Source organism: Streptosporangium sp. NPDC003464 (assembly GCF_053588315.1).
In genome coordinates, this window is sequence record NZ_JBSFPS010000041.1 from 18,944 (window position 1) to 45,421 (window position 26,478).

Here is a 26,478-nt window from a genome sequence, read left to right on the forward strand (position 1 = left end):
TTCGAGGTGGCGCGGTACTCCGACGACGTGGTGGTGTGGTCGGGATCGGCGGCGAACGTCGCTTCCGGCACGCAGGCGTCGGTGACGGTTCCGTCGGCCAAGCTGGTCGACGGCACGAAGTACGAGTGGCGGGTCAAGGCCACCACGCCGGGCTCGACCCCGGCCTGGTCGGCGTATCAGTTCTTCACCGTGGACGCGGCACCGCGGGTCGACCAGTTCCAGGTCAGCCCCTCCAGAACCGCCTCCGACGGCGCTATCACCACCTCGCTGACCCCCACGTTGCTGGCTCGGGTCATCGACCAACTCGGTGGGCCGGTCACGGCCTCTTTCGAGGTAGCGCGGTACTCCGACGACGTGGTGGTGTGGTCGGGATCGGCGGCGAACGTCGCTTCCGGGACCCAGGCGTCGGTGACGGTTCCGTCGGCCATACTGGTCGACGGCACGAAGTACGAGTGGCGGGTGCGGGCCACGGCCAGCGGCGCGACTTCGGCGTGGTCGTCGTATCAGTTCTTCACGGCGGACGTGCCTGAGGCGGTGGTGGACCAGTTCCAGGTCACCCCGGCCGAGACCGTGAACGCCGTCACGGTGGTCTCGTCGCTGACCCCCACGCTGCTGGCCCGAGTCACCGACCCGCTCGGCGGCACGGCCACGGTCGACTTCCAGGTCGCCGACTACCTCACCGACACCGTGCTGTGGTCGACGTCGGTGACCGGTGTCGCCTCCGGCACCCAGACGTCGGTGACGGTCCCGTCCGGGAAGCTGTCGGACAAGATCGCGTACGAGTTCCGGGTCAAGGCCACCACGCCGGGATCCACCCCGGCCTGGTCGGGATGGCAGAAGTTCCAGGTCGACGTGTTCGATCCGGCCACCGACCCGGCGGTCGGCCAGCCGCAGGTCATCCCCTCGCAGAGCCAGGGCGGTGCCACGGTCACCTCGTCGGTGACGCCCGAACTGCGCGCGGCGGTGTCCCATCCGCAGGCCAGTGCCTCACGCGTGGAGTTCGAGGTCGAGCACGACCCGTCCGCCCCGCAGGGCCAGGGCAGTGGTCAGATCTGGGCCACGGCACTGGACAACGTGGCGTCCGGTACCGCCGCCGCGGTGACCGTCCCGGCCGACAAGCTCGCCGACGGCTGGCTGGTGCGCTGGCGGGTACGCTCCCTGGCGGGCACCTCCTCCTCGACCTGGACGGCCTGGCAGCAGGTGAAGGTCGCCGTTCCCAAGCCCGGCGTGGGCCAGTTCCAGGTCACCCCGTCGCAGGTGGTCGACGGCAAGACCGTCACCACCGTGGTGACGCCGTCGCTGCACGCCCAGGTCACCTACGCCCCCGGCGGTAACCTGCGGGCCGAGTTCGAGGTCGAGCACGACCCGTCCGCGCCGCAGGGCCAGGGAACCGGCCAGATCTGGTCCGGCGCCGCCGACGGTGTTCCGGCGGGGACGCAGGGCTCGGTGACCGTCCCGGCCGGGAAGCTCGCCGACGGCTGGGCGGTGCGCTGGCGGGCCCGCACGGTCGCCGGCACGCTCTCCTCTCCGTGGTCGGACTGGCAGCCGCTGTTGGTGGACCAGCCCGGCTCGGCTCCGGCCGTGGAGAAGCCTCAGGTCATGCCCTCGGCGCAGGTGGGCGAGCAGACCGTCACCTCGACGGTGACCCCACAGCTGCGGGTCACCGTACTGGACCCCCGCGGCGAGCCGGTGCGGGCCGAGTTCGAGGTCGAGCATGACCCGTCGGCTCCGGCGGGCCAGGGGAGTGGGCAGATCTGGACCACCGCTGTCGACAACGTAGCGGTCGGCTCCCAGGCCGCGATCGAAGTTCCGGCAGGGAAGCTGAGCGACGGCTGGCTGGTGCGCTGGCGCGCTCGCGCGGTCTCGGACACCGCCTCTTCGCCGTGGTCGGCCTGGCAGCAACTGGCCGTGGAGATCCCCAAGCCCGGCGTGGGCCAGTTCCAGGTCACCCCGTCGCAGGTGGTCGACGGCAAGACCGTCACCACCGTGGTGACGCCGTCGCTGCACGCCCAGGTCACCTACGCCCCCGGCGGTAACCTGCGGGCCGAGTTCGAGGTCGAGCATGACCCGTCGGCTCCGGCGGGCCAGGGGAGTGGGCAGATCTGGACCACCGCGGTGGACAATGCCGCAGCGGGTACCCAGGTCACGGCCGCCGTCCCGGCGGGCAAGCTGACCGACGGCTGGGTCGTGCGCTGGCGGGTCCGCTCGCTCACCGCCGAGCTGGCCTCGACCTGGTCGGAGTGGCAGCAGTTGACCGTTGAGCGGCCCGCCTCGGCGCCGGCCGTCAGCGAGCTGCGGGCGACCCCTTCCCGCAAGGTGAACGGAAAGACGGTCACCTATACGGTGACGCCGGAACTGCGAGCCACGCTCGCAGACCCCCGCGGTGACAACCTCACCGCCGAGTTCGAGGTCGAGCACGACCCGGCCGCGCCGGAGGGGCAGGGCACGGGACAGATCTGGGCGACGGCGCTGGCCGACCTCCCTGTCGGGTCCCAGGCCACGGCCGCCGTCCCGGCGGGCAAGCTGAGCGACGGCTGGCAGGTGCGCTGGCGCGCCCGCGCGGTCTCGGCCACCGCCACCGGCACGTGGTCGGACTGGCAGGAGCTCAAGGTGGACATCGTTCACCCCGGCGAGGAACCACTGGCTCAGACCAGCGGGCCAGTGATCCGGACCGACGACAGCTTCACCGTCGCGGCCTGGCTGAAGTGGGACGACAAGGACGGCGCCTACAGTGTCATCGAACAGAAGGGCGCCCAGCAGGCACCATTCCGCCTCGGCAATGACCCTGACCACGGGCTGGTGTTCACCTTGACCAGTGCCGACGCCGTCGACGCGACCACCGAGGGTGTGCTGGCGGGCGTCGACCCGCCGACGGGCGAGTGGTTCCACCTGGCCGGTGTCTACGATGCCGAGGCCAAGTCGGCCACGCTGTATCTCAACGGCGCCCCGGTCAAGACCACGCCGGTCACCGGGCCGGCATGGAACAGCGCGGGTGCGGTCACTCTGGGCACGTTCATGATCGGTGATCTCGATGAGGTGCGGATCTACCAGAACGCGCTGACGGCGGGCCAGGTCGCCACACTGGCCGACCCGCCGGCCCCTCCCGCAGCGTCGCCCACCAAGAGTGCCGCCGTCTTCGGCGAGAAGAAGGCGCCCACGGCAAAGGTGTCCGCGGCGCAGAACACGGTACGCGCCGCCGCGACAGAGTCGTTCCCCTACGACCGCCACACGCTGGAGTGGTGCGAGGACAAGCGGGAGGACGAGGACGACGACGACCGACTGGCCGACAACGTCTGGGGTGAGGCCCGTCCGTACAGCGGCTGCACAGCCAGGTTCCACAGCTGGCTGGTCTGGACCATCGACACGGAGAAGACCAGGCAGACGGGCAAGACAGTGGTCTTCCCCGTCCCGAGCTGGATGTACTTCCGCGTGTCGGTCGCCATTCACACCTATGCCGGCAATGAGACGGCCACCGGCGTCCAGGGCGGCACCGCAGGGCGCCTGCCCCGCGACATCAAGGTGTGGACGAAGCTGTCCGACGTCTTCGTCACCGGCGACGACGACGCCCTGGTGCTGGGCACGCTGAAGCTTCGGGTCCGGGCCAAGGCCGGCAAGGCGACGAGCAACTGCACCCAGATCGAGGGGCCGGCCGAGCGTGTCGGCGACGTGCCGGACCTCGGTGAGGAATGGCGGACCGAGTTCGTCTTCCGCTCCTCGGGAGCCCTTTTCGACAGCTGCACGATCCGTCCTTGGCTGACGCTTCACATTCCGGCCTGGCCGGACAAGAGCGTCGAGTTGTGGGACATCCCGCGGAACCCGACGGCCACCAACGACAACGCCGCCAAGGTGCGCTGCGACAGCCTGACCAAGCATGTGTACAAGGGCGGATGCGTCCTGGTGGGGGCCAACGCCCTCTACACCATGTATCGGACCGACCCGTTTATGGGCGATGTGGCCAAGCACATCCATGATGCGTTCTACTCGCCGCACCTGACCGCCCCTCACTTCAAGGACGCGAACGGCTCACCCATCGCTAAGAGAATCCCGGGCAACTACGCTACCGGGGGGCCGGCCTTGACATACGTCTCCAAGTCCACCAAGGCCCCGGACGGGAGCACGTATCGAGGGAAGAACAAGTACCGAAAGGACATCGACTGCCGGGAATGGTTCCCGAAGGCCGACAGCGACGACGATCCCGATCCGGACGACATCCGCGGCGAATTGCAGTGTGACGAGTTCCCCTTCGGGTCCACCAAGGAAGGGGCGGGCTCCGCCGGATACAACTACTCCATCCGAGCGCTTCTCGCGGAGCAGAACGGGAACGCCGGGACTGATCTCGGCATCTTCTACGCTCGCTACCGGTTCCTCAACGGCAGCCAGTTCTGGGTCAATATCAAGTAAGGCCGACATGGCGGCCCCGCTCTCCAGGCGGGGCCGCCATGCTCCACGAGCCGCCATGCTCCACGGAAGGAAGACGATGAGCGAGGGCCGCACCCCCTACGACGTCCTGGACGAATATGGGCTCGATGACGATTACTTCGGCTTCCACGCCGCCTGGGTCGAGGGAGTCGACGCCCACGAAGCCGCCCGCCGGATGCGGGCCGACCTCGATACCGCGGCGGAATGCAATATCCATGACGTCCATGAACACACCGGCGACGCTGGCGAGCGCGACGGCATCGTCCTCATTGGCCAGGCCGGCTCCTGGGTCCTGATCCTGCAGCTACGGGGCTGGGACTGCCTGCGTGATCGGGCTCTGTCCATCGCGTCCAGCGGTGGGGGCCGCGCGGTGGCGATCGGCTGGAACGCTGACGGCGACGAACAGCTCATCTACGCGTCCGACGGACGGATCCTCACTTATATGGATTTCTCCCCCTCATCCCGTCGAGGTGGGGCCAACCGGCATGCGCTGGACGGATACCTGGACGGGCTGTCATTCGTGGACGGCCCGGACACGGAGGCGAACATCGCCACGGCGCTGATCCTGATCGAACGCATCACCGGACGAGGCCTCGACCAGGAATGGCTTGAGTCCAGCAACACGTGTTACGTGATTCCTGACGGGTCCTGGTGACCGCAGCGCGGTGGGTCGCCGACTCACCGTGGCATGAGGATTAGGAAACGCGACTCCACGAGAATCAGGGCACACCAGAGTCTCCACGGAGACTCAGATCTCGATATAACCAGTCCGCCCGCCGATTCTATGACACGGTTTCACGACCTATTTTCGTTTATGCTTTTCCCTCGAACAGTGCGGCGCCATGAAGACGGACGGGAGTGTAATTTCCAGCGCTCCTTCGACTTCGACGGAGCCTGTACGGCATGCGCGGCGCCGGACGCTTTCCGGCGGGCCCGGGTGTGTTTGAACGCGTCATCCGGAGGGGCTTGGACGGGCCGTTCCCGGGACGCACCGGCCCCCATTCCGGACGGCCGTCGGTCGGGTGGCCCATCGGTCGCTCCGGGGTGGCCCACCGATCACCCCGGAGCGGCCGCCGACTTGCCGGCGTGCCGTTCGCCTCGCGCCTCATACCGGTTACCTCCCGCTCCGCAGGGGTCTGTCTCTCGTCCCGCGCGGCTCACTTCCCGTCCTGTACGGCGGGGCTCTCCTGCCCGGCGAAGGTCAGCTCCGGGCGCCAGGCGAGCAGCAGCCCGAGCACGGCGTATCCGACGAGCAGGTGGCCGCCGCCGACCCACCGTGAGGCGGCCTCGCCGAGCAGCGCGAACACGGGGACCGTCACGACGCCCCAGCTCTCCGCCACCAGCGGCCACCACCGCAGCGACCCCCGCCACCTGCGGGCGAGCACCAGCTTCACGCTGATCACGAACATGCCCAGCATCGACAGCGGCCAGAAGACGTCGAGCACCGCCAGCACCACCCCGTCGCCGGCCGCCTCCGGCAGGATCGCGTGCAGTAGCGACCAGGCGGAGGCCAGGGCGAGCAGCACCACCTCCACCTTGAGCATCACCGCGGAGACGCGCGACGTCCCGCCCGCCCGGGTCCGCATCTGCACCGCGAGCAGGCCGAACAGGCCGAGCTGGAAGGCCAGGCCGGCCAGGTCGCCGATCCGCCCCTCCGTCCCGCCGGCCGTGGGGTCGAACAGGAAGATGCTCACCGCCCAGATGAGCGTGCCGGCCGCCAGCCCGAGTCCGAGGCGGCGGACCGTGCCGGGGGCGATCGCGGGGGGCCGCGCGGCCGGCGCGGTGCCGGGAGGACTGACGTCCGTACGTGCCTTGGCCGGTGTGTTCGTGATGTGCGCGTCCATTGTGGCTGGTCCCTTTCCTGTGAGTCCCAGTGAGTTCCAGTGAATTCCTGCGAGTTTCTGCTAATTCCTGCGGGCGGAATCCTCGTGTGCGCGGCTTGGGTGCCGCCGGGTCAGGCGGTGCGTCCGACGTGCGGATCCAGAGTCCGCGCCGGCGGACCCGGGCGGGCAGGGCCGGTGGTCCCGGATTCCGCCCCGGGGGCCGCTCCCGTCCAGGGGCGGCCGTCCCAACCCGGGTCGGGACGGTGGTCCCGGGACAGACAGGACATATGGCAGGTGACAATGCATGTCGTGGAGAACATGGGACCGGCCGGACTGCCGGCAGCGCGCAGGGCTCGCCTGCCGGGCGTACTGGCCGTCGTCGTGGTCGCGATCGCCGTCGGCACGGTGCTGCTGGACGTCCGCGCCGCTGGAGTGGAGGTGGCGCACAGCGCCGATCTCGACCCCGGCTGGCCGTCCGCGCTGGCCGGGGCCGCGCAGATGCTGCCCGGTCTCCTGCTGCTGTGGCGGCTGCCGCGGCACCCCGTCGCCTGGGTGCTGACCCTCTCCGGGCTGATGTGGCTGCTGAACGGCTTCACCGCAGGCTGGGCGACGTACGCGAGCTACGTGTCGCCGGGCACGCCGGGGGCCTCGGCCGCCTACTGGTTCTACACGCGGTTCGGCGCGGCGCTGCTGCTCGGGCTGCCCCTGCTGATCCTGCTGTTCCCGGACGGACGGCTGCCGGCGGCCACGGCGTGGCGCCGGCTGTCGGCCGCCAGCCTCGCGCTGACCGCGCTCCTGCCGGTGCTGCGGCTGCTGGCGCCGATGGCGGTGCTGGCCCGCTACGAAGACACCCCGCTGCCCCCCGAGATCGCCAGGCTGGCGCTCGACCCGTTCAGCGTCGGCCTGCCGTACGAGATCTGGGAGCCCGCGCTGCACGTCGCCCACGCCGGGGTGGTGGTGAGCCTGGTGGTGCCGTTCGCGGTCATGGTGCACCGTTACCGCGGCGCCGACGCCGAGCGGCAGGCGCAGATCCGCTGGCTGATGTGGGCCGCGCTCGTGGACATGTCCGTGCTGCTGCTCCCGCTCGTGCTGCCGCCGGACGTCCCCGCGCTCCTGCTCGCGGTCGCGATCGCGCTGACCTCCTCCGCCGTGGTGGTCGCGGTGACCAAATACCGGCTGTACGACGTCGACCGGCTGTTGTCGGCGACGGTCCTGTACGGCGTGCTCGCCGTGCTGGCGGTCGTGGTCGACGCCGCCGTGTTCACCGTCGCCGCCGGCGCGCTCGACGAGCGGCGCGCCACGTTCGCCGCGATCGCGATCGTCGCCGTGGTCTACATGCCGATGCGGGCGTGGCTGGTGCGGGCGGGCCGCCGGCTGCTGCGCGGGTCGCGGGACGATCCGTACGCGACGGTCTCGACGCTGGCCGAGCGGCTTGAGCTGACCGTCGATCCGGACGGGCAGCTGATCGCGGTGGCGCGGACGCTGGCCGAGGCGTTCCGGCTGTCCTATGTCCGGGTGGAGATCGAACGCCCGGGAGGGGAACGCTCGGTGGTCGAGCACGGCTCACCGCGCGGGCCGTCGGTGTCGCTGCCGGTCGCCTACCGCGGCGAGACGGTGGGGCGGCTGGTGCTGTGCCGGGCCGACCTGACCGAACGGGACCAGCGGCTCCTCGGTGACCTCGTACGGCAGGCGGCCGCGGCGGCCCGCGCCACCGAGCTGACCGTCGACCTGCAGCGCATCCGCGCCCAGCTCGTGGTCGCCCGCGAGGAGGAACGCCGCCGGCTCCGGCGCGACCTGCACGACGGGCTGGGACCGAGTCTCGGCGCGGTGGCGTTGCGGATCGAGACCGCCCGGAACCTGGCCCGCACCTCACCCGACGGGGCAGACCGGATCCTTGAGCAGACGGCCGCCGAGGTCGCGACGGTGATGGCCGACATCCGCCAGATCGTGCACGACCTGCGCCCGCCGGCCCTCGACGAACTGGGCGTGCTCCGGGCGATCGAACAGCAGGCGGACCGCTTGCGGCCGAGCGGCCTGACGGTCACCGTCACCGGCGACGAGGCACTCCACGCGCTGCCCGCGGCGGTGGAGGTGGCGGCCTATCGGATCGTGTCGGAGGCACTGACGAACGTGACCCGGCACGCGCGCGCCTCGCACTGTGACATCACTCTGCGCGTGGACGGGCGGGTGCTCGACGTCCTGGTGCGCGACGACGGCGCGGGGATCGGCGCGGACGTCGTGGCCGGGGTCGGGATGCTCTCGCTGCGGGAGCGGGCTGCCGAGCTCGGCGGCGGCTGCGAGGTCACCTGCCCCGCCGACGGTGGCACGCTGGTCCATGCGACGCTCCCGTTGGAACAGGTAGAACTCCCGTTGGAACAGGTAGGACAGGTAACGGAGATGACAGGTGTCTGACGAGCCGATCCGGGTGCTCCTCGCCGACGACCACCCGGTATACCGCGACGGCCTGGCGGCGCTGCTGGGCTCGATGCCCGGCATCGAGGTGGTGGGCACCGCCGCCACCGGGCTGGAGGCGGTCGAGCGGGCCGCCGAGCTGCAGCCGGACGTGGTGGTGATGGACGTCCGGATGCCGGAGCTGGACGGGATCGAGGCGACCCGGCGGGTCGCCGCCGACAGTCCGCACATCGGGGTGGTCATGCTGACGATGTCGGAGGAGGACGCCACCCTGTTCGCCGCGATGCGGGCCGGGGCCCGCGGCTACCTGCTGAAGGGCGCGAACCAGGCCGAGATCGGGCGCGCGATCACCTCTGTCGCCCACGGCGAGGCCATCTTCGGCCCCGCGATCGCACGCCGGGTGGCGGAGTTCTTCGCCGGTGGGCCGCCGGCGGACGACGAGGCGTTCCCGCAGCTCACGCCGCGCGAACGGGAGATCCTGTCGCTGGTCGCGGCCGGCAGGTCGAACGCCCAGATCGCGTCGGCGCTGTTCCTGTCGCAGAAAACCGTGCGCAACAACGTCTCCAACATCTTCGCCAAGCTGCACGTCGCCGACCGGGCGGAGGCCATCGTCCGCGCCCGCGACGCCGGCCTGGGCCGCTGACCCCGCCGGCCGCCCGCCACACGCCCAGGCGCGACATCAAGCCGTCCATCGGCACGATGTGGACGCGCCCGTTCACTACCAAGGACGGCAACGCGATCACGTCGACCACGACGCCGCACCTCATAGCCAAGGTGTCCGACCCGCTGTGGCGCCGCTCGACCGTGGAGTTCGAGGTCGCCCATGACCCGAAGGCACCATCACAAGGGCAGGGACCGATCTGGTCCGGCACCGCCACGAACGTCTTCTCCGGAACCACCGGGGCTCTCCAGGTTCCGACCGGGAAGCTGACCGACGGCTGGAAGGTGCGCTGGCAGGCCCGCACCAGGACCGGGTCTGCGGCTGGCTCCTGGTCGGGCTGGCAAGGCCTGCGCATCGATGTGGCCGGGCCGGCCGTGGCGGAGCCGTCGGTCAAGCCGTCCGCGCAGGCGCCCACCGACGTCTAGCCCAAGACCCAGGCAGCGGCCGCCAGGAAGTTTCCCTACGAACGCACGTCGTACGCGGAATGCCAGAAGGCCGTGGGCGACCTCAACTCGCCAAGTAACGATGATTCCCTGTACAACCAGATGTTCAGTTATAAGAACTCCTTCGGTATGTGCTACACGATGTGGATCGGTGAGCGCGACGAAGACGACGAGGGGGACCGCAGCACGGACCTCATCGGCGCCGCCAAATGGTCCCTCCGGCGTGAACAGCCGTCAGATCAAAGCCTGGGCGCGGGTCGACAAGGTCAATATCTACGACTCCAATTGGAAGGACAATCGCTTCAAGGTCGCGTTCGGGGAGAAGGGCAGCAATTGTGGTGCCACCTATCAGGAGAACGGTCAGGTGAAGGATCTCGGGTACGGCCGTGAGGCCAGCGTTGTCCAGTGGCGTGACGGTGGTGACCTCGAAATCACTCTCGATGTTCCTTGGGACGGTCTCCCCCATACCGACAAGGTCGGCACTTGCTCTCTCGAGCCTTCGATCAAATACATGAACAATCCCGAGCTCATGGACAGCTACTATCGGCTCAACCTATTGGACCGCAAGGGCAAGGAGTGGGACCAGTCGTTCATCTGCGACAGCGTGGACTGGATCACTGCCTACAGCGGTCTGCGTCGTGGACTCGATTCGACCCACCTTCGTCCTTGACGGAAACGACAAGAAGGTCCTCAGGAGCGCTCATCACATCTGGGCCGCGCTGTACCGCTCGCCAGACACTGATCCAGGGCGCGGGACGCAGAAGAACATCCCCGGGCGCATTGACCGCTCCAATCCTGGCTGCGAGAGGGTGAACGGCGTCATCGGACGCTGCCTGCACCGCACCCGGGACAAGGCGGTGATCCCGGTGAAGGACAACTGCTCCTCGGGGTCCCGGCTGGGGGCTTGGTATCAGCGACACCGGATCCGTGAACTGTCACCGTTCTGGGTAGACGTGATCGTGCAGGGCGCGACCAGGCCGTCGAGCGGCCTCCCAGGGATAGTGGTGACCAACCCCTTCCCCGACGAGGTCCTCGACTACGCGACCTGCACCGTTGACGGGATCGGGGACAATATCCCCGGCCCTGTGGTGCCCTAGGTCATGACATGGTGCGGGGCGGTTGCGCCGCCCCGCATCTACCTTCCAGAGACAATGGAAAGATCATGAATGAGGTCTTCAGCGTGTACGCGAACCTGCGCGACACCTTTCCGGAGCAGGTCTGCATCACCTGGGTCAGCGGTGTCGCGACCCGTGACGTCGTCCGGGGATTCGGCGGTGACTACGGCCGGCTCACGGAACTGACCTGGAACGAAGTGTGCGAGGAGGCCTACGGCCTTGATGAGGGCACCGGCGCGATCATCCTTCTCGCATCGCACGGTGACTGCACGGTGGTCGTCGAACCCGTCGGATTCAGAGGGAGCGGCTCCGCCCTGCTGCGAGAGCTGTCCGCTGCGGGTGAGGCGCTCAGCCTCCACTGGACCGTCAACCATGACGCGCGTATCTCCTACGCCGCGCACGGGGAGCTTGTAACGGCCTTCGACCCCCTCGACGTGGAGGAGCTCGACTCCTCGGCCGCATCCCTGAACCTCACCCTGGCCCCGGAACAGTGGCGGGAGGATTGGATGGCCGCCGCCTTGACGGCCGGCGAGGAGCTTTCGGGCATCCGCCTCGATCGAACCTGGTTCGACGAGCCACATCTCGGCCTCGTCGTCGCAACGGACTCCACCGCCCCGCAACGTCCTGCGCTGCTTCTCGACGACGACGCGCGAGGCCTGGTCGCACGTGACCCGCGCATCGCGGCGATCGCCGCGGTCCCCACACGGGACAAGTTACCGGAGATCGCCCTGATCGCAGCCGAGATGGCCGTACGTACCACGGGCCTGCGCGGCGAATTGATCGACGAAGCGCTGGAACTGATCGCGGAAAAAGAACGTGGAGTCCGTGCCGGGCAGATCCGCGGCAAGGTGGGGAGTCTGGCCAACCGTCTTCTGGCTCAGGCGAGGGGGGCTCTGGAAGAGGAGGGCTCCACCTCTCTGGTCCCCGGTCATGACACGGAATCCGGACAGTTACTACTGAAACGCAACGCAGCCCGGACGCTGGTGTCGGCGCTCAACTCCAATCCGGAGGAGGCTGCCTACAATGCCCTGAACGCGGCGGGGAAGACGCATCTCAGCCACGAAAACGATGATTTCGAGCGCGCCCATACGCTCAGTTTGATCCATTACTACATTCAGCATGGCGAGAACGCCCTGTAGCGCCAGAGAACGCGATGGAATGCTTCATCGGAGGAGTGTGGGGCGAAAGCATTCATTCTGGCTGAGTCGATTACCGGTGTGTGGCTGGTGGCGGAACGACTCGGCCGCGAACACACACGATACTTCTACGGTCAGCCGTGAGGGGCAGGGCTCCTGCGCTGAGTCCCTCTTCCAGCGCCCGATACAGCGTCGAGCGGCCGGTGCCCGGGTGCCCGGCGATCACGGTGACCGACTCCCCGCGGATCCGGCGGGCACAGGCGAGGGCGCCGGCGTCCGATGCGGGCGACGGCCCTGGGCGCCGGCGGAGATCCGGGCGTATCTTCAGCAGATCGCGTTGGCCGGTGCTGGAGGGTCCTCCTAAAGTCGCCTCATGACGATCACGTATGAGTGGCGCGGGGGGTTCGACAACGCGGCGGTCAACGCGTTGCACGCCGAGGGCTTCGATCACGCGCCCCTGCAGGACGACTGGTGGGCCCAGGTCAACCGGCACAGTCTCGGGTGGGTCTGCGCCAGGCAGGAGGAGGAGCTCGTCGGCTTCGTCAACGTGGCGTGGGACGGCGCCGTCCACGCCTTCGTCCTCGACACGCTGGTGACCGCGCGGCTGCGGCGGCACGGGGTGGGGACCGAGCTCGTCGCCGTCGCCGTCAGACAGGCCCGGGCGGCCGGGTGCGAGTGGCTCCACGTCGACTTCGACGATCATCTCCGGGGCTTCTACCTCGAATCCTGCGGGTTCCAGGCGACCGGAGCGGGCCTCATCGCGCTGTAGGGGCCCGCCGGAGCGGGAGGGCATGCGGCGCCGGCCGCGGCTTCCGACGGGAGAGCGGCCCCGGCGTGGGTAGGCGGTGTCCGGCGCCGGTGGCAGGAAGCTGCCATCGGCGGGGAACTTGCTGACTCCGACATGCCTGGTCCGCGGGCTCCGAAAGGCGCAGAGTTGGTTGTGCGAGGAAAGAACAACCGCTCAAGAAAAGAGATTGAGAAATGAAGAACTCCGCCGCTTCCCTGGTCAAGTTCAATGTCGCCGCCAAGCTGTCGGTCGCAATTGTTTCCGGTGCTGTCGCATTCACCGCGGCAATCGGCGGCTACTCCGTCTCGACCGCGGCCGGCACCACCTGGGACTCCGCGTCGACGGTGGCGGCGGGCACCACCTGGGACTCCGCCGGCGCCGACGGCACCACGTGGGACTCGACCGACGGTACGACCTGGGACTCCGTGTCGGTGCTCGCGGCGGGCACCACCTGGGACTCCGCCGGTGCGGACGGCACCACGTGGGACTCGACCGACGGCACGACCTGGGACGCCGCCGGTACCGACGGCACCACGTGGGACTCGGCGGCCACCACGACCACGCTGTAAAACGCTCCGGGGATCCACCCGGAAAACATGGAAGAATTAAATAGTGTCGGTCGAGCCGAAGGTATGGCGGGCCCTTTCAGAGCCGCTGTGAAATTCGCCGATCGACGGAGTCCGGATACTCGCCCTTCCGCCCGGACAATGGCGTGAACAGCAGACCGGCAAACGGAGGCATCGCCCTCCGAGCCCGCACCGATGAGGGCACGAGCACCGAGCAGATCCGCGTGAAGGCGACCGCGGCGCTCACCGCTCCACAGGTCATCACCGCTCCTCAGGTCATCATCACTGCCCCCAGGTCATCACTGCCCCCAGGTCATCACTGCCCCCAGGTCATCACCGCCCTCCAGGTCATCACCGTTCCTCAGATCATCACCGCGCCCCAGGCCACCCGCCGGGGACCGGCGACCTGAAGACACGCCGGCCATCGGCCACCGCAGACCTCCGTCGGCAGCGCCCCGCCCTGTTCGTCACCCTGACGCCGCGCGGGCCGAACTCGGGGCGCAACGACGCGGACAGGTGGGTGAGCGCGGCCTTGGTGGCGCCGTAGACGGCGTAGCCGGGGAAGGTGACGTGGGCGCCGATCGAGGAGATGTTGACGAGGTCCGCGGGACCGCCGCCGGCCGCGCTCGACGGCGCATCGGCCCGGCGGGATCCGCCGGGGTGGGCGGTCGTGTCAGCGGGACGCGAGTGTCAGTGGGGTGCGGGCTTCAGCGGAGCGCCGGTGTCAGTGGGGCACTGGTGTCAGTGGGGCGCGGGCTCGGGCTGGAGGCGGTGGCCGGCGGGAGCGGGCCGGGCGCCTTCAGTGGCCTGGAGGAGACCGGCGAGGGAGGCGCGCGCCTCCTGGAGCCCCGCGATCCGCTCGTCGATGCCGCCGAGCTGCTCCCGCAGGTGCCCGATCACGCAGGGGTCGAGGTCGGGTCCGTCGCCGGTGACGCACGGCAGGAGGTCGCGGATGACCCTGGTGGGCAGCCCCGCTCCCAGGAAGATCCGGATCCGCCGGACCGTCGCGGGGGCGTCGGCCGCGTATCGGCGGTGGCCGCCGCCGGCCCGCTCGGACACGAGCAGTTCCTGCTCCTCGTAGTAGCGGAGCAGGCGCATGCTCACGCCGGTCTCGCGCGCCAGGTCGCCGATCTTCATGTGATCCGCCTCACATACGCTTGAACCTCACATCCATGTGAGATTCTAGCGTTGCCGTCATGACAGACACGACAGCGCGGACAGGCCAGGCGCGGCACGCGACGACCGGCACCATCTCCCTCTACGGTTTCGCCCACCCCAGGCCGGAACGGGCCGCGGAGCTCAGGGAGCTCCTGCTCTCCTTCGTGGAGCCCACCCGCCAGGAGGCGGGCAGCCTGGAGTATCACGTTCACGAGGAGGCCGACGGGACCTTCTTCCTCTACGAGGTGTGGCGCTCGCAGGAGGACCTCGACCGGCACATGGAGCTGCCGCACATGAAGGACTTCTGGGAGCGGCGGATGGACTATCTCGAGCGCGAGCTCGACGCCCACTCCGGTGCCATGCTGAGCCCCTACCCGCGCTAGCGGGTGCCGCCGCCTCTCCGGGCGGCCGCCTCTCCGGCGGTCCGGCACCGCCCGGCCGGGCGCTAGCGGGGCTCGGCGTGTCCGGTGTGTTCGGCGATCCGCCCGGCGAGCCAGTGGTAGGAGGACTTCGGGGTGCGCCGTCCGGTGGCGAAGTCGACGTGGACCAGGCCGAAGCGCTGGTGGTAGCCCTCGGCCCACTCGAAGTTGTCCAGCAGGGACCAGACGTAGTAGCCGCGTACGTCCACGCCCTCGGCCCGGGCCTGGTGGACCGCCGCGATGTGGCCGTCGAGGTAGGCGATCCGGTCCTGGTCGTCGACCACCCCGTCCGGGCCGGGCACGTCGGGCTGGGAGCAGCCGTTCTCGGTGATGTAGACGGGCGGGAGGGCGTCGCCGTACCGCGCCTTGAGGCCGGTCAGCAGCTCGCGGAGGCCGTCGGGGACGACCGGCCAGCCGAAGGCGGTGGTGGGATGGCCGGTGATGCCGGTGTCGCTGAAGGGGAGGCCCTCGTCGGCGGGGGCGGCGATCCGGGTGGGGTTGTAGTAGTTGATGCCGAGCCCGTCGAGCCGGGCGCCGATCAGGTCGAGATCGCCGTCCTGGACGCAGTCGAGGCTCACGCCATACGCCGACATATCCGGGTATTTGCCGATGAGCACGGGGTCGTTGAACAGGCGGTTGTGCAGGATGTCGTAGGCGTCGGCGGCGGCCAGGTCGGCGGGGTCGTCGGAGGCGGCCCAGACGGGGGTGCAGTTGTTGGTGATCAGCACCTGCTCCGCGCCCCGCGCGCGCAGGGCCTGTACGGCCAGGCCGTGTCCGAGGAGCTGGTGGTGGGCCACCGGCAGCGCGTCCAGGAGCAGGGCCCTGCCGGGAGCGTGGTTGCCCATGGCGTAGCCGAAGACCATGTGCACGAAGGGCTCGTTCAGGGTGATCCACATGGGGATCCGGTCGGCGAGCCGGTCGGCCACGGCGGCGGCGTACTCGGCGAACCGGTAGGAGGTGTCACGGTTGAGCCAGCCGCCCTCGTCCTCCAGGGCCTGCGGCAGGTCCCAGTGGAACAGCGTGGCCGCCGGGACGATGCCCCTGTCGTGGAGCGCGTCCGTCAGCCGGTCGTAGAAGTCCAGGCCCGCCTGGTTGATCCGGCCCCTGCCGTCGGGCTGGACGCGGGGCCAGGCGATGGAGAAGCGGTAGGAGTTCGCGCCGAGCCCGGCCATCAGTGCGACGTCCTCGGGCCAGCGGTGGTAGTGGTCGCAGCTCACCTCGCCCGTGTGCCCGTCGCGGACGCGGCCGGGCTCGCGGGTGAAGGTGTCCCAGATCGACAGGCCCCGGCCGTCCTCGGCGACGGCGCCTTCGATCTGGTAGGACGCGGTAGCCGTACCCCAAAGGAACATCCTGACCTCCAGCTGGCATGAGTGTGGCTCATGTTAGCCTCTGATGTGCCCGCGTAGGAGATGATGGAGCGATGACGAACGTTTCCGGGGGGACGCTGCGCCGTCGCCCCGCCCAGCGGCGCAGCCTGGAACGGGTCGAGCGGATGCTGGACGAGTGCGCGCGGCTGCTGGACGAGGCGGGTTACGAGGCGTTGACCACCAAGGAGGTCGCGCGCCGCGCGGAGGTGCCGATCGGCACCTTCTACCAGTTCTTCACCGACAAACAGGGGCTGGTGCGGGCGCTGGCGCTGCGCAACCTGGAGGCGTTCCTCGGCCGGATCACCACCCGGCTCTCGGCCGTGCAGCTGTCGGACTGGACCGAGGTGGTGGACCTGGCGATCGAGGAGTTCGTCGCGATGAAACGGACGACGCCGGGGTTCGCCGTCGTCGACTTCGGCGAGGTGCTGCCCTCGCCGGGCGGTCCGGCGATCAAGGGGACCGAGCGGATGCTCGACGCCGCGCTGGAGAACAACGTCATCGTGGCCGACCGGCTCCGCGCGATCACCATCGAGCTGCTCGGCGCCCCGATCGGCCCGGCCCTGGACCGGGCGCTGGTCGTCGCGGTCGAGGCCGCCGACGCCGTGCTCAAGCTCGCCTTCCGCTCGCGGCCCGACGGGGACCCCGAGCTGATCGCCGAGTGCAAGCGTCTGGTCCGCCGCTACCTGTCCGACTACCTCCCCCAGGGGTGATCCGCGCCCACCAGGAGCGGCCCGCCCCGGGCCTCCTCGGCCGGATGTCCGGGAAGCGCCACACCCCCAGGGGCGTGGGCGTCAGGAACCACAGCTCCTCGGCCGGCCTCATCGGACGGACTCCAGGCGGGCGCGGAGCTCGTCGTCGAGCGTGAGCTCCACGGCGCCGAGCGCCTCCTCGAGCTGGGCCAGGGAGCTCACGCCGACGATCGGGACCGTCGGGACGTCTCCGCCGATCAGCCAGGCCAGCACCACCTGGTTGACGGTCACGCCCAGCTCGCCCGCCACCTCGCGCAGTACGGCGAGCCCGCGGGTGGTGCCCGGATGGTCGTAGATCTCCGGGATCGGCCGGTCCTGCCGGGTGTAGGCGCCGGCCATGAGCGTGTTGTAGGCCCACAGGGTCAGATCGGGCTCGGAGCGCAGGTAGTCGACCATGTCGTCCTGCACGAGCACGTGGCCCGACTCCACCGGCCGCAGTCCCGGCCGGGGCCGGAGGTAGGTGTGGCGGAGCTGCACCTTGGTGTAGGCGGGCCAGCCGTTGGCCGCCGACAGGGCGCGGGCGCGCTCCAGGCGCCAGGCGCGGACGTTGCTCGCCCCGATCTCCCGGACCTTGCCCGACCCGGCCAGCTCGGCGAACGCGCCGAGCGTCTCCTCCAGGGGGACGGACCGGTCTTCGACGTGGGCCCAGTACACGTCGACGTGGTCGGTCCCCAGCCTCCTCAGGCTGCCCTCGGCGGCCGCGCGGATCGCGGGGGCGGACAGGCCCTCGGCGGAGTCCAGGGTCCGGTCGCCGGGGACCGTCGGCCGGGCACCGCACTTGGTGCTCAGCACGACCCGGTCGCGGTTGCCCCGGGCGGCCAGCCACCGGCCGATGGCCAGCTCGCTCTCGTCGCCGGTGGCGCCGTCGTTCCAGAAGGGGTAGTTGTTGGCGGTGTCCAGCAGCGCGCCGCCGGCGTCGACGAAGCGGTCCAGGATCGCGAAGGTCGCCTTGTCGTCCAGGGCGGTGCCGAACGGGATGGTTCCCAGCGCCAGGGGGATGTGCGTCATGGGCATCACCTTGCAGGCTGGAGTTCACTCCAGGTCAAGCCGGACATTCCTGCTTGACCTGGAGTGGGCTCCAGGTGGGATGCTGCCAGGCGTGAGCGTCTACACACCAGGGCGGGTCTACACGCCAGGGCAGGTGGTGGAGGAGACCGGCTTCAGTCTCGACACCCTGCGTTACTACGAGCGGATCGGGTTGCTGGAGCCGGTCGGCCGTAACGCGGCCGGCCAGCGCAGGTTCACCCAGGACGACATCGGCTGGCTCGGCACGATCCGCTGCCTGCGGGACACCGGGATGCCGATCGCGGAGATGCTCCGCTTCGCCGAACTGGTCCGGGCGGGCGACCATACGATCCGTGACCGTATCGAGCTCCTCGAAGCCCACAACCGGCGGGTGGAGAGCCAGGTGGCCAACCTGCGCGAGAAGCAGACGGCCGTCCTGAACAAGATCAATTACTACCGCGCGGTGGTTGATTAGAAGCCGTACGGCTGCTTTGCCCCAGGACGGTCCCCCCTTTTCGGTCCGGCTGTTAAACCGGTATATCGGTGACCGGTGGCGGGATCGGGGGAGGGGCCCATGGCCGCACCACGCGCGCGCCGGATCAACATCCCGCTCCGGCGCGTCGCCCTGATGTGCGGGGCCATGCTGTTCGCGCTGCTCGCCCAGGCGACCCATATCCAGGCATTCGAGGCCGACCGGCTCAACGAGGACCCGCGCAACCCCCAGAGGAGGATCGCGCGGTTCGAGACCCCGAGGGGCGAGATCCTGCTGCGCGACGGCACGGTTGTCGCGACCAGCCGGGAGAGCGGGGACGGCACCTACCGGTACCGGAGGTCCTATCCCTGGGGTCCGCTGTACGCGCCGGTGACCGGACACCTCTCGCTCTACGGCGGGACCGGCATCGAGGCGGCCGAGAACGCGGTGCTGTCCGGCGGCGACCCATGGGTGAAGCTGCGCTCGCTGGTGGACGGCACCGAGGGCGGCGCCACGCTTGAGCTCACCATCGACGGGCGGGCGCAGCGGGCCGCCTACGAGGCGCTGCGCGCCACCGGGCTGCGCGGGGCCGCCGTCGCGATCGACCCGGCCACCGGCGCGATCCTGGCCATGGTGTCCTTCCCCTCCTACGACCCGAACCTCTACACGACCTTCGACAGCGCCGAACTCGACAGGGTGGACAGGCGGCTGCGGAGCGACCCCGGCGACCCGCTGCTGAACCGGGCGATCCAGCGGAACTACCCGCCGGGCTCCGCCTTCAAGGTCGTCACCAGCGCGGCCGCGCTCATCTCCGGGAGATACAGCCCGACCGTGCGGGTCGAGGCCCCCACCGCGTTCCGCCTTCCCGGCACCGGCACCTACCTGCGCAACTCCGGCGGTACGGCCTGCGGTGACGGCGACCCGCCGCTGGCGTACGCGTTCAAGACCTCGTGCAACACCCCCTTCGCGAAGATGGGCATCGACCTCGGCCAGGACGCGCTCCGCGAGCAGGCCGAGGCGTTCGGGTTCGGCGCCGACGACCTCACCGTCCCGATGCCGGTGGCCGAGAGCGTTTACCCGCGGGGGATGGACCGGGCCCAGACCGCGATGTCGGCGCTGGGGCAGTTCGACGACCGGGCCACCCCGCTCATGATCGCGATGATCTCCGCGGCGGTCGCCAACGACGGCGTGCTGATGCGCCCCTACCTGGTGGAGCAGGTCCGCCTGGCCGACGGCGCGGTGATCGACGAGGCGGACCCGTCGCCCTACCGCCGCACGCTCGACGAGGACGAGGCCGACCGGCTCACCGCGATGATGGTCACGGTCACCCAGCCCGGCGGCACCGGCACGGCCGCCGCCGTCCCGGGCGTCGATGTCGCGGCCAAGACCGGCACCGCGGAGAACGCCGCCTCCGGTCAGGACCACGCGGTCTTCACCGGCTTCGCCCCGGCGGCCACCCCCCGGGTGGCCGTGGGCGTCCTGGTGGAGCACGGCGGATCCGGCGGCCGGACGGCGGCTCCCGTCGCGGCGGCCGTCATGCGGGCCGTGCTGGGCATCCGCCCGGAGTAGGCGGGCCCGGCCGGGTCACGGTGGCCGTCACGCGGGCCTGCCGGTCCCGGGTACGGCGGGCCCGGCCGGGGCGCGGCGGCCGTCACGCGGGCCGCGCCGGGCCTCCGGTCCCGGGTACGGCGGGCTCCGTCGGGGCTCCGGTCGAGTAGGCGTGGGCCTGCAGGTTGTAGAGGTCGGCGTAGAGGCCGTCGAGCTCGATGAGCTGGTCGTGGGTGCCCTCCTCGGTGACCTTGCCGTGGTCCAGGACGTAGATCCGGTCGGCGTAGCGGACGCTGGCCAGCCGGTGGGTGATCAACAGGACGGTGCGGCCGTCGGCGTGCTGCCGGATGCGCTCGAAGAGGGCGTGCTCGGCGCGGGCGTCGAGGGCCGCGGTCGGCTCGTCACAGATCAGCAGCGGGGCGTCCCGGTGGAAGCCGCGGGCGACGGCGATCCGCTGCCACTGGCCGCCGGACAGCTCCTGGCCGTCCTTGAAGCGCCGGTCGAGCAGGGTGTCGTAGCCGTGGGGCAGCTCGGCGACGACCTGGTCGGCGCCCGCCACCTCGGCCGCCGAGACCAGCGCGGGCTCCCCCTTCTCCGTGCCCATGCTGATGTTGTGCCTGGCGGTCAACGGCCAGCGTGTGTGGTCCTGGGCGATGACCGCGATGCGGCCGCGCAGCTGGTCGGGGTCGACGTCGGCGAGGTCGGTGCCGTCCCACCGGACGCGCCCGCTGTCCGGCTCGTAGAGACCCGACAGGATCTTGGCCAGCGTGCTCTTGCCCGAGCCGTTCTCGCCGACGAGGGCGATCACCTCGCCCCGGTCGACGCGGACCGACACCCCCTGCAGGGCGGGGCTGCCGGAGCCGGGATAGGTGAAGACGAGGTCCTCGGCGGTGATCCGTTCGAAGGTCTCGGGAGCCTGCCCGGAGCGCCCGTGCCCGATCCGGCTCTCCGCGTCGGCGCAGAAGTCGAGGAAGTCGGTGAAGTAGAGGCCCTCCTCGTAGAGGCGGTTGGTGGCGAACATCAGGTTGGCGAGATACGTCTGGCCCGAGCGGATCGCCAGCACGGCCGTGCCCGCCACGGCCAGCGGCACCGCGCCCACGGCGAGCAGGATGCCCAGGGCGACGTAGACGACGGCCGTCCCGACCCCGCCGAGCGCCTCGCCGACGATCTTCGCGAATGTCTGCCGCCGTGCCAGCCTCAGCAGGATGCTCTGCTCGGCCGTGGCCACGGCGTCGTACATCCGCATCAGGAAGCCCCGCATGGTGAACGAGCGCACCTCGGCGGCCGACCCGCGCTCCGCCAGCAGCTCCGCGATGATCCACTTGCGACGGCTGGCGGGGATCAGCGCGTACATCGTGGTGTAGCGCATCCGCGCCGAGCGGACCGCGGCCCACGCGTCCGGCACCACCGCCAGCACCAGCAGCGGCAGGAGCACCGGATGGAGCACCCCGAGCACGCCCGCCGCCGCGACGATCCCGATGATCGCGGTCAGCACGTTGATGGCGGTGCCGACCACCACGTCCGCCATGGCGACCCCGCGCGAGCGGGCCCGCTGGAGCGCGTCGTGGAAGTCGGGGTCGTCGAAGGCGGCCAGGCCGACCCTGCTGGTCAGCCCGTAGAGCCGCTCCTCGGCGATCCGGCTGACCTGGGGGTCGAGCCGGGACTGCGCCCAGCCCGCGCCCGCCTGCATCAGCGTGCGCAGGGTGCCGGCCACACCCACCACGATCAGGCTGGGCAGGGCCGCCATGACCCGTTCCGGAGTGGGCCCCGCCTCGAACAGGGCCGACAGCACCCCGGTCGTGGCGAGCAGCCCGAACGCGGTGAACACGCCGCCGAGCAGGCTCAGGACGATCGCGATGACGGTGTCACGGGGGCTGGCCAGCCACGCCAGCCGTACGGCGTGCGACACCAGCGCGGGCAGCCGGCGCGCGATGGTCAGGAAGCCGATGCCGGTCATCTTGCCGACGTGGGCGTGCCACTCCGACAGGCTGAGCTCGCCGAGCTCGGGAATGGAGTCGGAGGAGGTGTCCTCGTCGGTCGCGGTACGGGGAGCAGGTTCCAGGGGAGTGTCCGCCATGGGTGCAGTCTGAAGCGCCCCACGGCCGATCCGCCATCGGATGGCCGCGTGCGGTCAACCCGGCCCGTCATCGAGGCGAGGGCTCCAGGCCGGCGGCCCCGGACGCGGTGAGCCTCGCGGCCCGGACGCCGTCCGGGGCCGCCGCCTCCGGGTCCGCCCGGTCCGTCGTACCGGAGTATCGGCACTTCCGCCGCCGCACGTGAATTCGTTGCAATAACATTTCGCGAGCAGTGTTGTTAAGCCGAGTGTGCGAAATGGGGCTAAGCCTGGGCACGGCACGGTAATTGGTGTCACACTTTCTGTGACGGATGGCCCGCGACCTCCCTTAAGAGCCGATGACACAGGACACCGCGCACGTTTCTCTCACCGGCGGCAACCTGCCTCTCGAACCCAATGCCTTCGTCGGCCGTGAAGGCGACGTGGAGGAGCTCGTCGAGTTGCTGGGCGTCGCCCGGTTGGTGACCCTGTGCGGAGCGGGCGGCATCGGCAAGAGCAGGCTGGCGGTCCGGGTGGCCACCCAGGTGGCGGCGGAGTTCCCCGGGGGCGTCTGGCTGGTGGAGCTGGCCGAGGCGGTGCGCGGCGATCTGATCGAGCCCCGGGTGGGCGCCGTGCTCGGGGTGAAGGCCGAGCCGCCGCGTCCGCTGTCCGACACGCTGATCGACGCGCTCGGCGACCGGCGCCTGCTGCTGATCGTCGACAACTGCGAGTCGCTCATCGAGGAGGCGGCCCGGTTCTGCCGGGCGGTGCTCACCGTCTGTCCGGGCGTGCGCATGCTCATGACCAGCCGGGAGCCGCTGCGGGTGGCGGGGGAGACCGTGTGGCGGGTGCCGCCGCTCACGTTGCCCCGGACCGGCGTCCAGGACCTCGCCGGCAGCGAGGCCGTACGGCTCTTCGTCGACCGGGCCAGCGCCGCCTCGCGCGGCTTCGCCGTCACCGAGCACAACGCCGGCGACATCGCCAGCCTGTGCGAGGCGCTCGACGGGATGCCGCTGGCCATCGAGCTGGCCGCCGCGCTGTGCCGGGTGCTGACGGTGGAGCAGATCCACGCCCGGATCAGAGACCGGTTCCGGCTGCTGTCCACCGGCGACAGGATGGCCCCGGCCCGGCACCAGACGCTCCGCGCGACCGTCGACTGGAGCTACCAGCAGCTCAAGGACCCCGAGCGGATCCTGCTGCGGAGGCTGGCGGTGTTCACCGGGGGCTGGACCCTGGACATGGCCGAGCAGGTCTGCGCGGGTGACGGGCTGTGGGCCGACGACGTGCTGGGCGTGCTCTGCGACCTGGTCGACAAGTCCCTGGTGCTGGCCGACGCCGAGGTCGCGGGCGAGACGCGCTACCGGATGCTGGAGACGATCCGCCAGTACGCCGCCGAGCAGCTCGACACCTCGGGGGAGGAGGCCGCGCTGCGGCGGCGGCACCGGGACCACATGATCGAGGTCGCCGGCCGCATCCACCAGACGATCGTCCGGCGCCCCCGCCCGACCTGGGAGGAGATCTGCCCGCTGCTGGTCCTGCTGGACGAGCTGCAGGCCAACGTGTGGGCGGCGGTGCGCTGGTCGGCGGAGGCCGACGACCCGGAGAGCGCGCTGCGCCTGCTGGTCCTGCTCCGCTGGCCGACCATCGCCGGCGGCAGGTTCACCCCCGCGGACGAGTGGCTGGACCGGTTGCTGGCGACCGAGGAGACGGAGCTGCCGCCGAGCGTGCGCGGTGACGCCCTCGTGCTGCGCGGGCAGGTGGCCTTCGGCCAGGGTGACCCCGACACCGCGCAGGTCGCCTGCTCGGCCGCGGCCGAGCTGTGCCGGGCGACGGGTCTGCACGGGCCGCTGAGCGGGGCGCTCGCCATCCTCGCCTGGGTGGCCATCTACCAGCGCCGGCCGGAGCGGGCCAGGGCCTTCCTGGACGAGGCGCTGGAGGCGGTGCGCCGGGTGGACGATCCCTGGCACGAGATGGTGATCCGCGCCATGGAGGGGACGTTCGCGCTGTCGGAGGGGCGGGCCAAGGAGTCGCAGCGCTCCTTCGAGGCCGCGCTGGCCATCGCGCACGAGCTGGACAACCACTGGGCGGCCCCGGTCGCGCTCATCGGCCTGGCCCAGGTCGCCTGGCTCCGGGGCGACCTGGCGGAGGCCCGCGCCTACTACGAGCAGGCCCTCGACCTGCTCCAGGACATCACGGCCCACTGGCAGACCATCACCTGCCTGGCGGGCCTGGGCCGGATCGCCCTGGCCCAGGGCGACCTCGCCACCGCGCGGGTCAGGCTGATCGAGAGCCTGCGGCTGTGCCAGGGGACGGGCCAGCGGCTCGGCGTGGCCCGGCGGATCGAGACGCTCGCGCAGCTCGCGCTGGCCGAGGAGGACGACCGCCGGGCGGTGCGCCTGGCGGGGGCCTCGGCGGCGATCCGGAGCTCGATGAGCGGCGCCGTCCTGCCCTCCGGCTTCGGCGCGCGGATGGAGGAGCTGCTCCAGCCCGCCCGGATGCGGCTCGGCGACGCGATGGTCGCCCAGCTCTGGGCGCACGGCAAGGAGATGTCCCAGGACCAGGCGGTCCGCTACGCGCTGGAGGGCGACGAGCAGTCCGACGCGCCCCTGATGGCGGGCCGGGGTCCGGTCGCCGCCCCGCTCACCACGCTCACCGGCAGGGAGTGGGAGATCGCCGGACTGATCGCCCGGGGCCTGAGCAACAAGGCCATCGCCGACGAGCTGGTGATCAGTCCCGCGACCGCCGCCCGGCACGTGGCCAACATCCTGGCCAAGCTCGGTTTCTCCTCACGCACCCAGGTCGCCACCTGGGTCATCGAGCAGAACCGAGGCTAGACCCCGCCCGCCCTCCCACCGCGGCGGGGGAGCGCGGGGCCGTAGCAGGGCCACAACGCAGGGGCCGCAGGGCCACAGCGCAGGGCCGTAGCGGGGAGGCAGGGCCGTAGCAGGGAAAAGGCCGTGGACGTTCCCGCTCCGGGGCCCTGCCTACACATCGGGTCTACACATCAGCCGCCGCATAGATACATCTCGGGATACGCACTCCGGAGCATGCGCCGCAGTGGCCGTCCGCCGTAGGTTTCCCTCGTGTTCGACCGATGACGCCCAGCCTTCCGCACCGTGCCCGTCATGACGGTGATCCGGTACGGCAGGCCCACACCATCCCCGGCGTCTCGGTCGAGCACACCGGTAGCGTCGCGTGTCCCTCCCAACGGTCGAGGTCTCCTCGGAGGGGTGGGGACTTCAGTGCCATGGGCCACGCGACAGCGGGCCCGAGCCGCGCAGGGCTCGGGCCCGCCTTCCGGAGGGACGGATTTCGAATACACACCCATCTACATACATCTGCCGATGCCCGGCCGACAGGGCGGCCGTAGCGTCGGTGGAATGAGACCCACCTCGTCCATAAAGGGCACCGTCACCGAAGCGGTGTTCGGCTACGCGTACGAGCGGGGTGACCGGCCCGCACTGATCGACCTCGGCGCGGGAGTGGTGTACGGCTACCGCCGCCTGGCCGACGAGGTGACACGGGGCGCCTCGGGGCTGGTCCGCCGGGGCGCCCGGCGGCGCCAGGTGGCGGGGATCCACGTCGACAACGCCGCGGCCCAGACCCTGGCGGTGCACACCGTCATCGCGGCCGGCGGGGTGGCGGCCCCGGTCGCGTCCTGGGGCGGGGCGGCGGCCGAGCTGCTGGCCCGGTGGGACGCCCGGCTGCTCATCACGACCCCCGACCTTGCCGAGACGTCGCTGCTGGCCGCCGAGGCGTCCAGGGTCCGTCAGGTGATCGCCTTCGGCCAGGCGCGCGACACCGTCGACTTCGCCGACCTGCTGCTGCTCGAACCCGGCCCGCTGCCCCTGTTCGACCCCTCGGTCCAGCCCGCGCTGCTGACCGAGGAGGAGGGGCTGTTCACCCATCAGGAGCTGATCGCGCGCATGCACGAGCTGGGCGGGCACACGGTGCTGGAGAAGTCCGACGTCCTGCTGGTGACCTGGTCCCTCGACTGCACCCTGGCCATGACGACCCTGGTCGGGCTGGCGCTGATGCGTGGCGCGCTGGTCGTGGTGGCCCCGGGCCTGTCGCCCACCGAGCTGTCGGCGACCATCCACGACTTCGGGGTCACCGTCATGGCGCTGCTCGACGGAGCCGTCCAGCGCGTCTAGCCCCTGACCCCGTCCCTCCGGGCCCTGGCCCGGAGGTCCTGCCGCGGCGGCGGGCGGGTGCCCCTACGCGGAGACGCGCCGCCCGGCACGGGAGCCGGGCGGTCCGTCCACACCAGTACGGCCTACGGCCGGGACTTGAAGGAGTGGCTGGCGTTCTGCAATGAGCGCGACCTGGACCCGCTCTCTGCACG

22 protein-coding genes and 1 pseudogene are annotated in these 26,478 nt (G+C 70.7%); 17 read left to right on the forward strand and 6 right to left on the reverse strand.

Annotation, left to right across the window (positions count from 1 at the left end; genetic code table 11):
- Positions 1-81 precede the first annotated feature (81 nt).
- The gene (locus ACWDS7_RS12125) at positions 82-4,401 is read left to right on the forward strand and encodes a LamG-like jellyroll fold domain-containing protein (protein ID WP_451929292.1); all 4,320 of its coding nucleotides are present in this window, start codon (positions 82-84) and stop codon (positions 4,399-4,401) included.
- Between the two features lie 76 nt (positions 4,402-4,477).
- Positions 4,478-5,074, forward strand: a complete 597-nt coding sequence (locus ACWDS7_RS12130) for a DUF6461 domain-containing protein (RefSeq protein ID WP_451929293.1) — start codon at positions 4,478-4,480, stop codon at positions 5,072-5,074.
- A 502-nt stretch (positions 5,075-5,576) separates the two neighbouring features.
- On the opposite strand, the gene ACWDS7_RS12135 is transcribed toward ACWDS7_RS12130, so the two are convergent.
- Entirely contained in the window at positions 5,577-6,263 is a 687-nt protein-coding gene (locus ACWDS7_RS12135) for a hypothetical protein (RefSeq protein WP_451929294.1), read from the reverse strand.
- A 279-nt stretch (positions 6,264-6,542) separates the two neighbouring features.
- On the opposite strand from ACWDS7_RS12135, the gene ACWDS7_RS12140 reads away from it, so the two are divergent.
- The 9 genes from ACWDS7_RS12140 to ACWDS7_RS12180 all read left to right on the forward strand — a co-directional run bounded on the left by ACWDS7_RS12140 (position 6,543) and on the right by ACWDS7_RS12180 (position 13,772).
- The gene (locus tag ACWDS7_RS12140) at positions 6,543-8,654 is read left to right on the forward strand and encodes a sensor histidine kinase (protein WP_451929312.1); all 2,112 of its coding nucleotides are present in this window, start codon (positions 6,543-6,545) and stop codon (positions 8,652-8,654) included.
- Positions 8,647-9,297 carry a response regulator gene (locus tag ACWDS7_RS12145; protein ID WP_451929295.1) on the forward strand — a complete coding sequence of 217 codons (651 nt, stop codon included), beginning with the start codon at positions 8,647-8,649 and terminating at the stop codon, positions 9,295-9,297. The genes ACWDS7_RS12140 and ACWDS7_RS12145 overlap by 8 nt, the downstream gene beginning before the upstream one ends.
- Positions 9,298-9,353: 56 nt before the next feature.
- Positions 9,354-9,740, forward strand: coding sequence for a hypothetical protein (locus ACWDS7_RS12150; protein WP_451929296.1), 387 nt, complete (start codon positions 9,354-9,356; stop codon positions 9,738-9,740).
- A 169-nt stretch (positions 9,741-9,909) separates the two neighbouring features.
- Complete coding sequence (locus ACWDS7_RS12155) at positions 9,910-10,428, forward strand: hypothetical protein (RefSeq protein WP_451929297.1); 519 nt, start codon at positions 9,910-9,912, stop codon at positions 10,426-10,428.
- A gap of 139 nt (positions 10,429-10,567) precedes the next feature.
- A complete protein-coding gene (locus tag ACWDS7_RS12160; protein WP_451929298.1) occupies positions 10,568-10,855 on the forward strand; it encodes a hypothetical protein in 288 nt (95 codons plus the stop codon).
- A gap of 65 nt (positions 10,856-10,920) precedes the next feature.
- Positions 10,921-12,012, forward strand: a complete 1,092-nt coding sequence (locus tag ACWDS7_RS12165) for a DUF6461 domain-containing protein (protein WP_451929299.1) — start codon at positions 10,921-10,923, stop codon at positions 12,010-12,012.
- Positions 12,013-12,382: 370 nt separating this feature from the next.
- Positions 12,383-12,778, forward strand: a complete 396-nt coding sequence (locus ACWDS7_RS12170) for a GNAT family N-acetyltransferase (RefSeq protein ID WP_451929300.1) — start codon at positions 12,383-12,385, stop codon at positions 12,776-12,778.
- Between the two features lie 212 nt (positions 12,779-12,990).
- On the forward strand, positions 12,991-13,365 hold the full coding sequence (locus tag ACWDS7_RS12175) for a hypothetical protein (protein ID WP_451929301.1): 375 nt from the start codon (positions 12,991-12,993) through the stop codon (positions 13,363-13,365).
- A 143-nt stretch (positions 13,366-13,508) separates the two neighbouring features.
- Positions 13,509-13,772 carry a hypothetical protein gene (locus ACWDS7_RS12180; RefSeq protein ID WP_451929302.1) on the forward strand — a complete coding sequence of 88 codons (264 nt, stop codon included), beginning with the start codon at positions 13,509-13,511 and terminating at the stop codon, positions 13,770-13,772.
- On the opposite strand, the pseudogene ACWDS7_RS12185 reads toward ACWDS7_RS12180, so the two are convergent.
- Positions 13,732-13,962 (reverse strand): annotated as a pseudogene (locus ACWDS7_RS12185) (SDR family NAD(P)-dependent oxidoreductase); the annotation flags it as partial. The gene ACWDS7_RS12180 and the pseudogene ACWDS7_RS12185 overlap by 41 nt on opposite strands.
- 141 nt (positions 13,963-14,103) lie before the next feature.
- Entirely contained in the window at positions 14,104-14,499 is a 396-nt protein-coding gene (locus ACWDS7_RS12190; protein WP_451929303.1) for a MerR family transcriptional regulator, read from the reverse strand.
- A 59-nt stretch (positions 14,500-14,558) separates the two neighbouring features.
- On the opposite strand from ACWDS7_RS12190, the gene ACWDS7_RS12195 reads away from it, so the two are divergent.
- On the forward strand, positions 14,559-14,903 hold the full coding sequence (locus ACWDS7_RS12195) for a putative quinol monooxygenase (protein ID WP_451929304.1): 345 nt from the start codon (positions 14,559-14,561) through the stop codon (positions 14,901-14,903).
- Between the two features lie 62 nt (positions 14,904-14,965).
- On the opposite strand, the gene ACWDS7_RS12200 is transcribed toward ACWDS7_RS12195, so the two are convergent.
- On the reverse strand, positions 14,966-16,288 hold the full coding sequence (locus ACWDS7_RS12200) for a GH1 family beta-glucosidase (RefSeq protein ID WP_451929305.1): 1,323 nt from the start codon (positions 16,286-16,288) through the stop codon (positions 14,966-14,968).
- 71 nt (positions 16,289-16,359) lie between these two features.
- Here ACWDS7_RS12200 and ACWDS7_RS12205 point away from each other — a divergent pair, with 71 nt between their 5' ends.
- Positions 16,360-17,016 (forward strand): TetR/AcrR family transcriptional regulator, encoded by a 657-nt coding sequence (locus tag ACWDS7_RS12205; protein ID WP_306865249.1) that lies wholly within the window; start codon positions 16,360-16,362, stop codon positions 17,014-17,016.
- Positions 17,017-17,124: 108 nt separating this feature from the next.
- Here the strand turns inward: ACWDS7_RS12205 and ACWDS7_RS12210 are convergent, their stop codons facing one another.
- Entirely contained in the window at positions 17,125-18,063 is a 939-nt protein-coding gene (locus ACWDS7_RS12210) for an aldo/keto reductase (protein WP_451929306.1), read from the reverse strand.
- A gap of 91 nt (positions 18,064-18,154) precedes the next feature.
- Between ACWDS7_RS12210 and ACWDS7_RS12215 the strand changes: the two genes are divergently transcribed.
- Complete coding sequence (locus ACWDS7_RS12215) at positions 18,155-18,535, forward strand: MerR family transcriptional regulator (protein WP_451929307.1); 381 nt, start codon at positions 18,155-18,157, stop codon at positions 18,533-18,535.
- Between the two features lie 99 nt (positions 18,536-18,634).
- Positions 18,635-20,101 carry a peptidoglycan D,D-transpeptidase FtsI family protein gene (locus tag ACWDS7_RS12220; RefSeq protein ID WP_451929308.1) on the forward strand — a complete coding sequence of 489 codons (1,467 nt, stop codon included), beginning with the start codon at positions 18,635-18,637 and terminating at the stop codon, positions 20,099-20,101.
- Positions 20,102-20,183: 82 nt separating this feature from the next.
- Here ACWDS7_RS12220 and ACWDS7_RS12225 read toward each other — a convergent pair whose 3' ends face one another.
- Positions 20,184-22,157 (reverse strand): ABC transporter ATP-binding protein, encoded by a 1,974-nt coding sequence (locus ACWDS7_RS12225; protein ID WP_451929309.1) that lies wholly within the window; start codon positions 22,155-22,157, stop codon positions 20,184-20,186.
- Positions 22,158-22,492: 335 nt separating this feature from the next.
- On the opposite strand from ACWDS7_RS12225, the gene ACWDS7_RS12230 reads away from it, so the two are divergent.
- Both ACWDS7_RS12230 and ACWDS7_RS12235 read left to right on the forward strand, forming a co-directional pair.
- Entirely contained in the window at positions 22,493-24,967 is a 2,475-nt protein-coding gene (locus tag ACWDS7_RS12230) for an ATP-binding protein (protein WP_451929310.1), read from the forward strand.
- Positions 24,968-25,513: 546 nt separating this feature from the next.
- Positions 25,514-26,287, forward strand: a complete 774-nt coding sequence (locus tag ACWDS7_RS12235; RefSeq protein ID WP_451929311.1) for an AMP-binding protein — start codon at positions 25,514-25,516, stop codon at positions 26,285-26,287.
- The last annotated feature ends 191 nt before the right edge of the window (positions 26,288-26,478 follow it).

Coding starts and splice junctions, on each gene's coding strand:
- ACWDS7_RS12205 (WP_306865249.1), top strand. CDS start 16,360: ATGACGAACGTTTCCGGGGGGACGCTGCGCCGTCGCCCCGCCCAGCGG.
- ACWDS7_RS12210 (WP_451929306.1), bottom strand. CDS start 18,063: ATGACGCACATCCCCCTGGCGCTGGGAACCATCCCGTTCGGCACCGCC.
- ACWDS7_RS12190 (WP_451929303.1), bottom strand. CDS start 14,499: ATGAAGATCGGCGACCTGGCGCGCGAGACCGGCGTGAGCATGCGCCTG.
- ACWDS7_RS12220 (WP_451929308.1), top strand. CDS start 18,635: ATGGCCGCACCACGCGCGCGCCGGATCAACATCCCGCTCCGGCGCGTC.
- ACWDS7_RS12135 (WP_451929294.1), bottom strand. CDS start 6,263: ATGGACGCGCACATCACGAACACACCGGCCAAGGCACGTACGGACGTC.
- ACWDS7_RS12195 (WP_451929304.1), top strand. CDS start 14,559: ATGACAGACACGACAGCGCGGACAGGCCAGGCGCGGCACGCGACGACC.
- ACWDS7_RS12130 (WP_451929293.1), top strand. CDS start 4,478: ATGAGCGAGGGCCGCACCCCCTACGACGTCCTGGACGAATATGGGCTC.
- ACWDS7_RS12170 (WP_451929300.1), top strand. CDS start 12,383: ATGACGATCACGTATGAGTGGCGCGGGGGGTTCGACAACGCGGCGGTC.
- ACWDS7_RS12230 (WP_451929310.1), top strand. CDS start 22,493: ATGACACAGGACACCGCGCACGTTTCTCTCACCGGCGGCAACCTGCCT.
- ACWDS7_RS12235 (WP_451929311.1), top strand. CDS start 25,514: ATGAGACCCACCTCGTCCATAAAGGGCACCGTCACCGAAGCGGTGTTC.
- ACWDS7_RS12165 (WP_451929299.1), top strand. CDS start 10,921: ATGAATGAGGTCTTCAGCGTGTACGCGAACCTGCGCGACACCTTTCCG.
- ACWDS7_RS12225 (WP_451929309.1), bottom strand. CDS start 22,157: ATGGCGGACACTCCCCTGGAACCTGCTCCCCGTACCGCGACCGACGAG.
- ACWDS7_RS12200 (WP_451929305.1), bottom strand. CDS start 16,288: ATGTTCCTTTGGGGTACGGCTACCGCGTCCTACCAGATCGAAGGCGCC.
- ACWDS7_RS12175 (WP_451929301.1), top strand. CDS start 12,991: ATGAAGAACTCCGCCGCTTCCCTGGTCAAGTTCAATGTCGCCGCCAAG.
- ACWDS7_RS12150 (WP_451929296.1), top strand. CDS start 9,354: ATGTGGACGCGCCCGTTCACTACCAAGGACGGCAACGCGATCACGTCG.
- ACWDS7_RS12140 (WP_451929312.1), top strand. CDS start 6,543: ATGCATGTCGTGGAGAACATGGGACCGGCCGGACTGCCGGCAGCGCGC.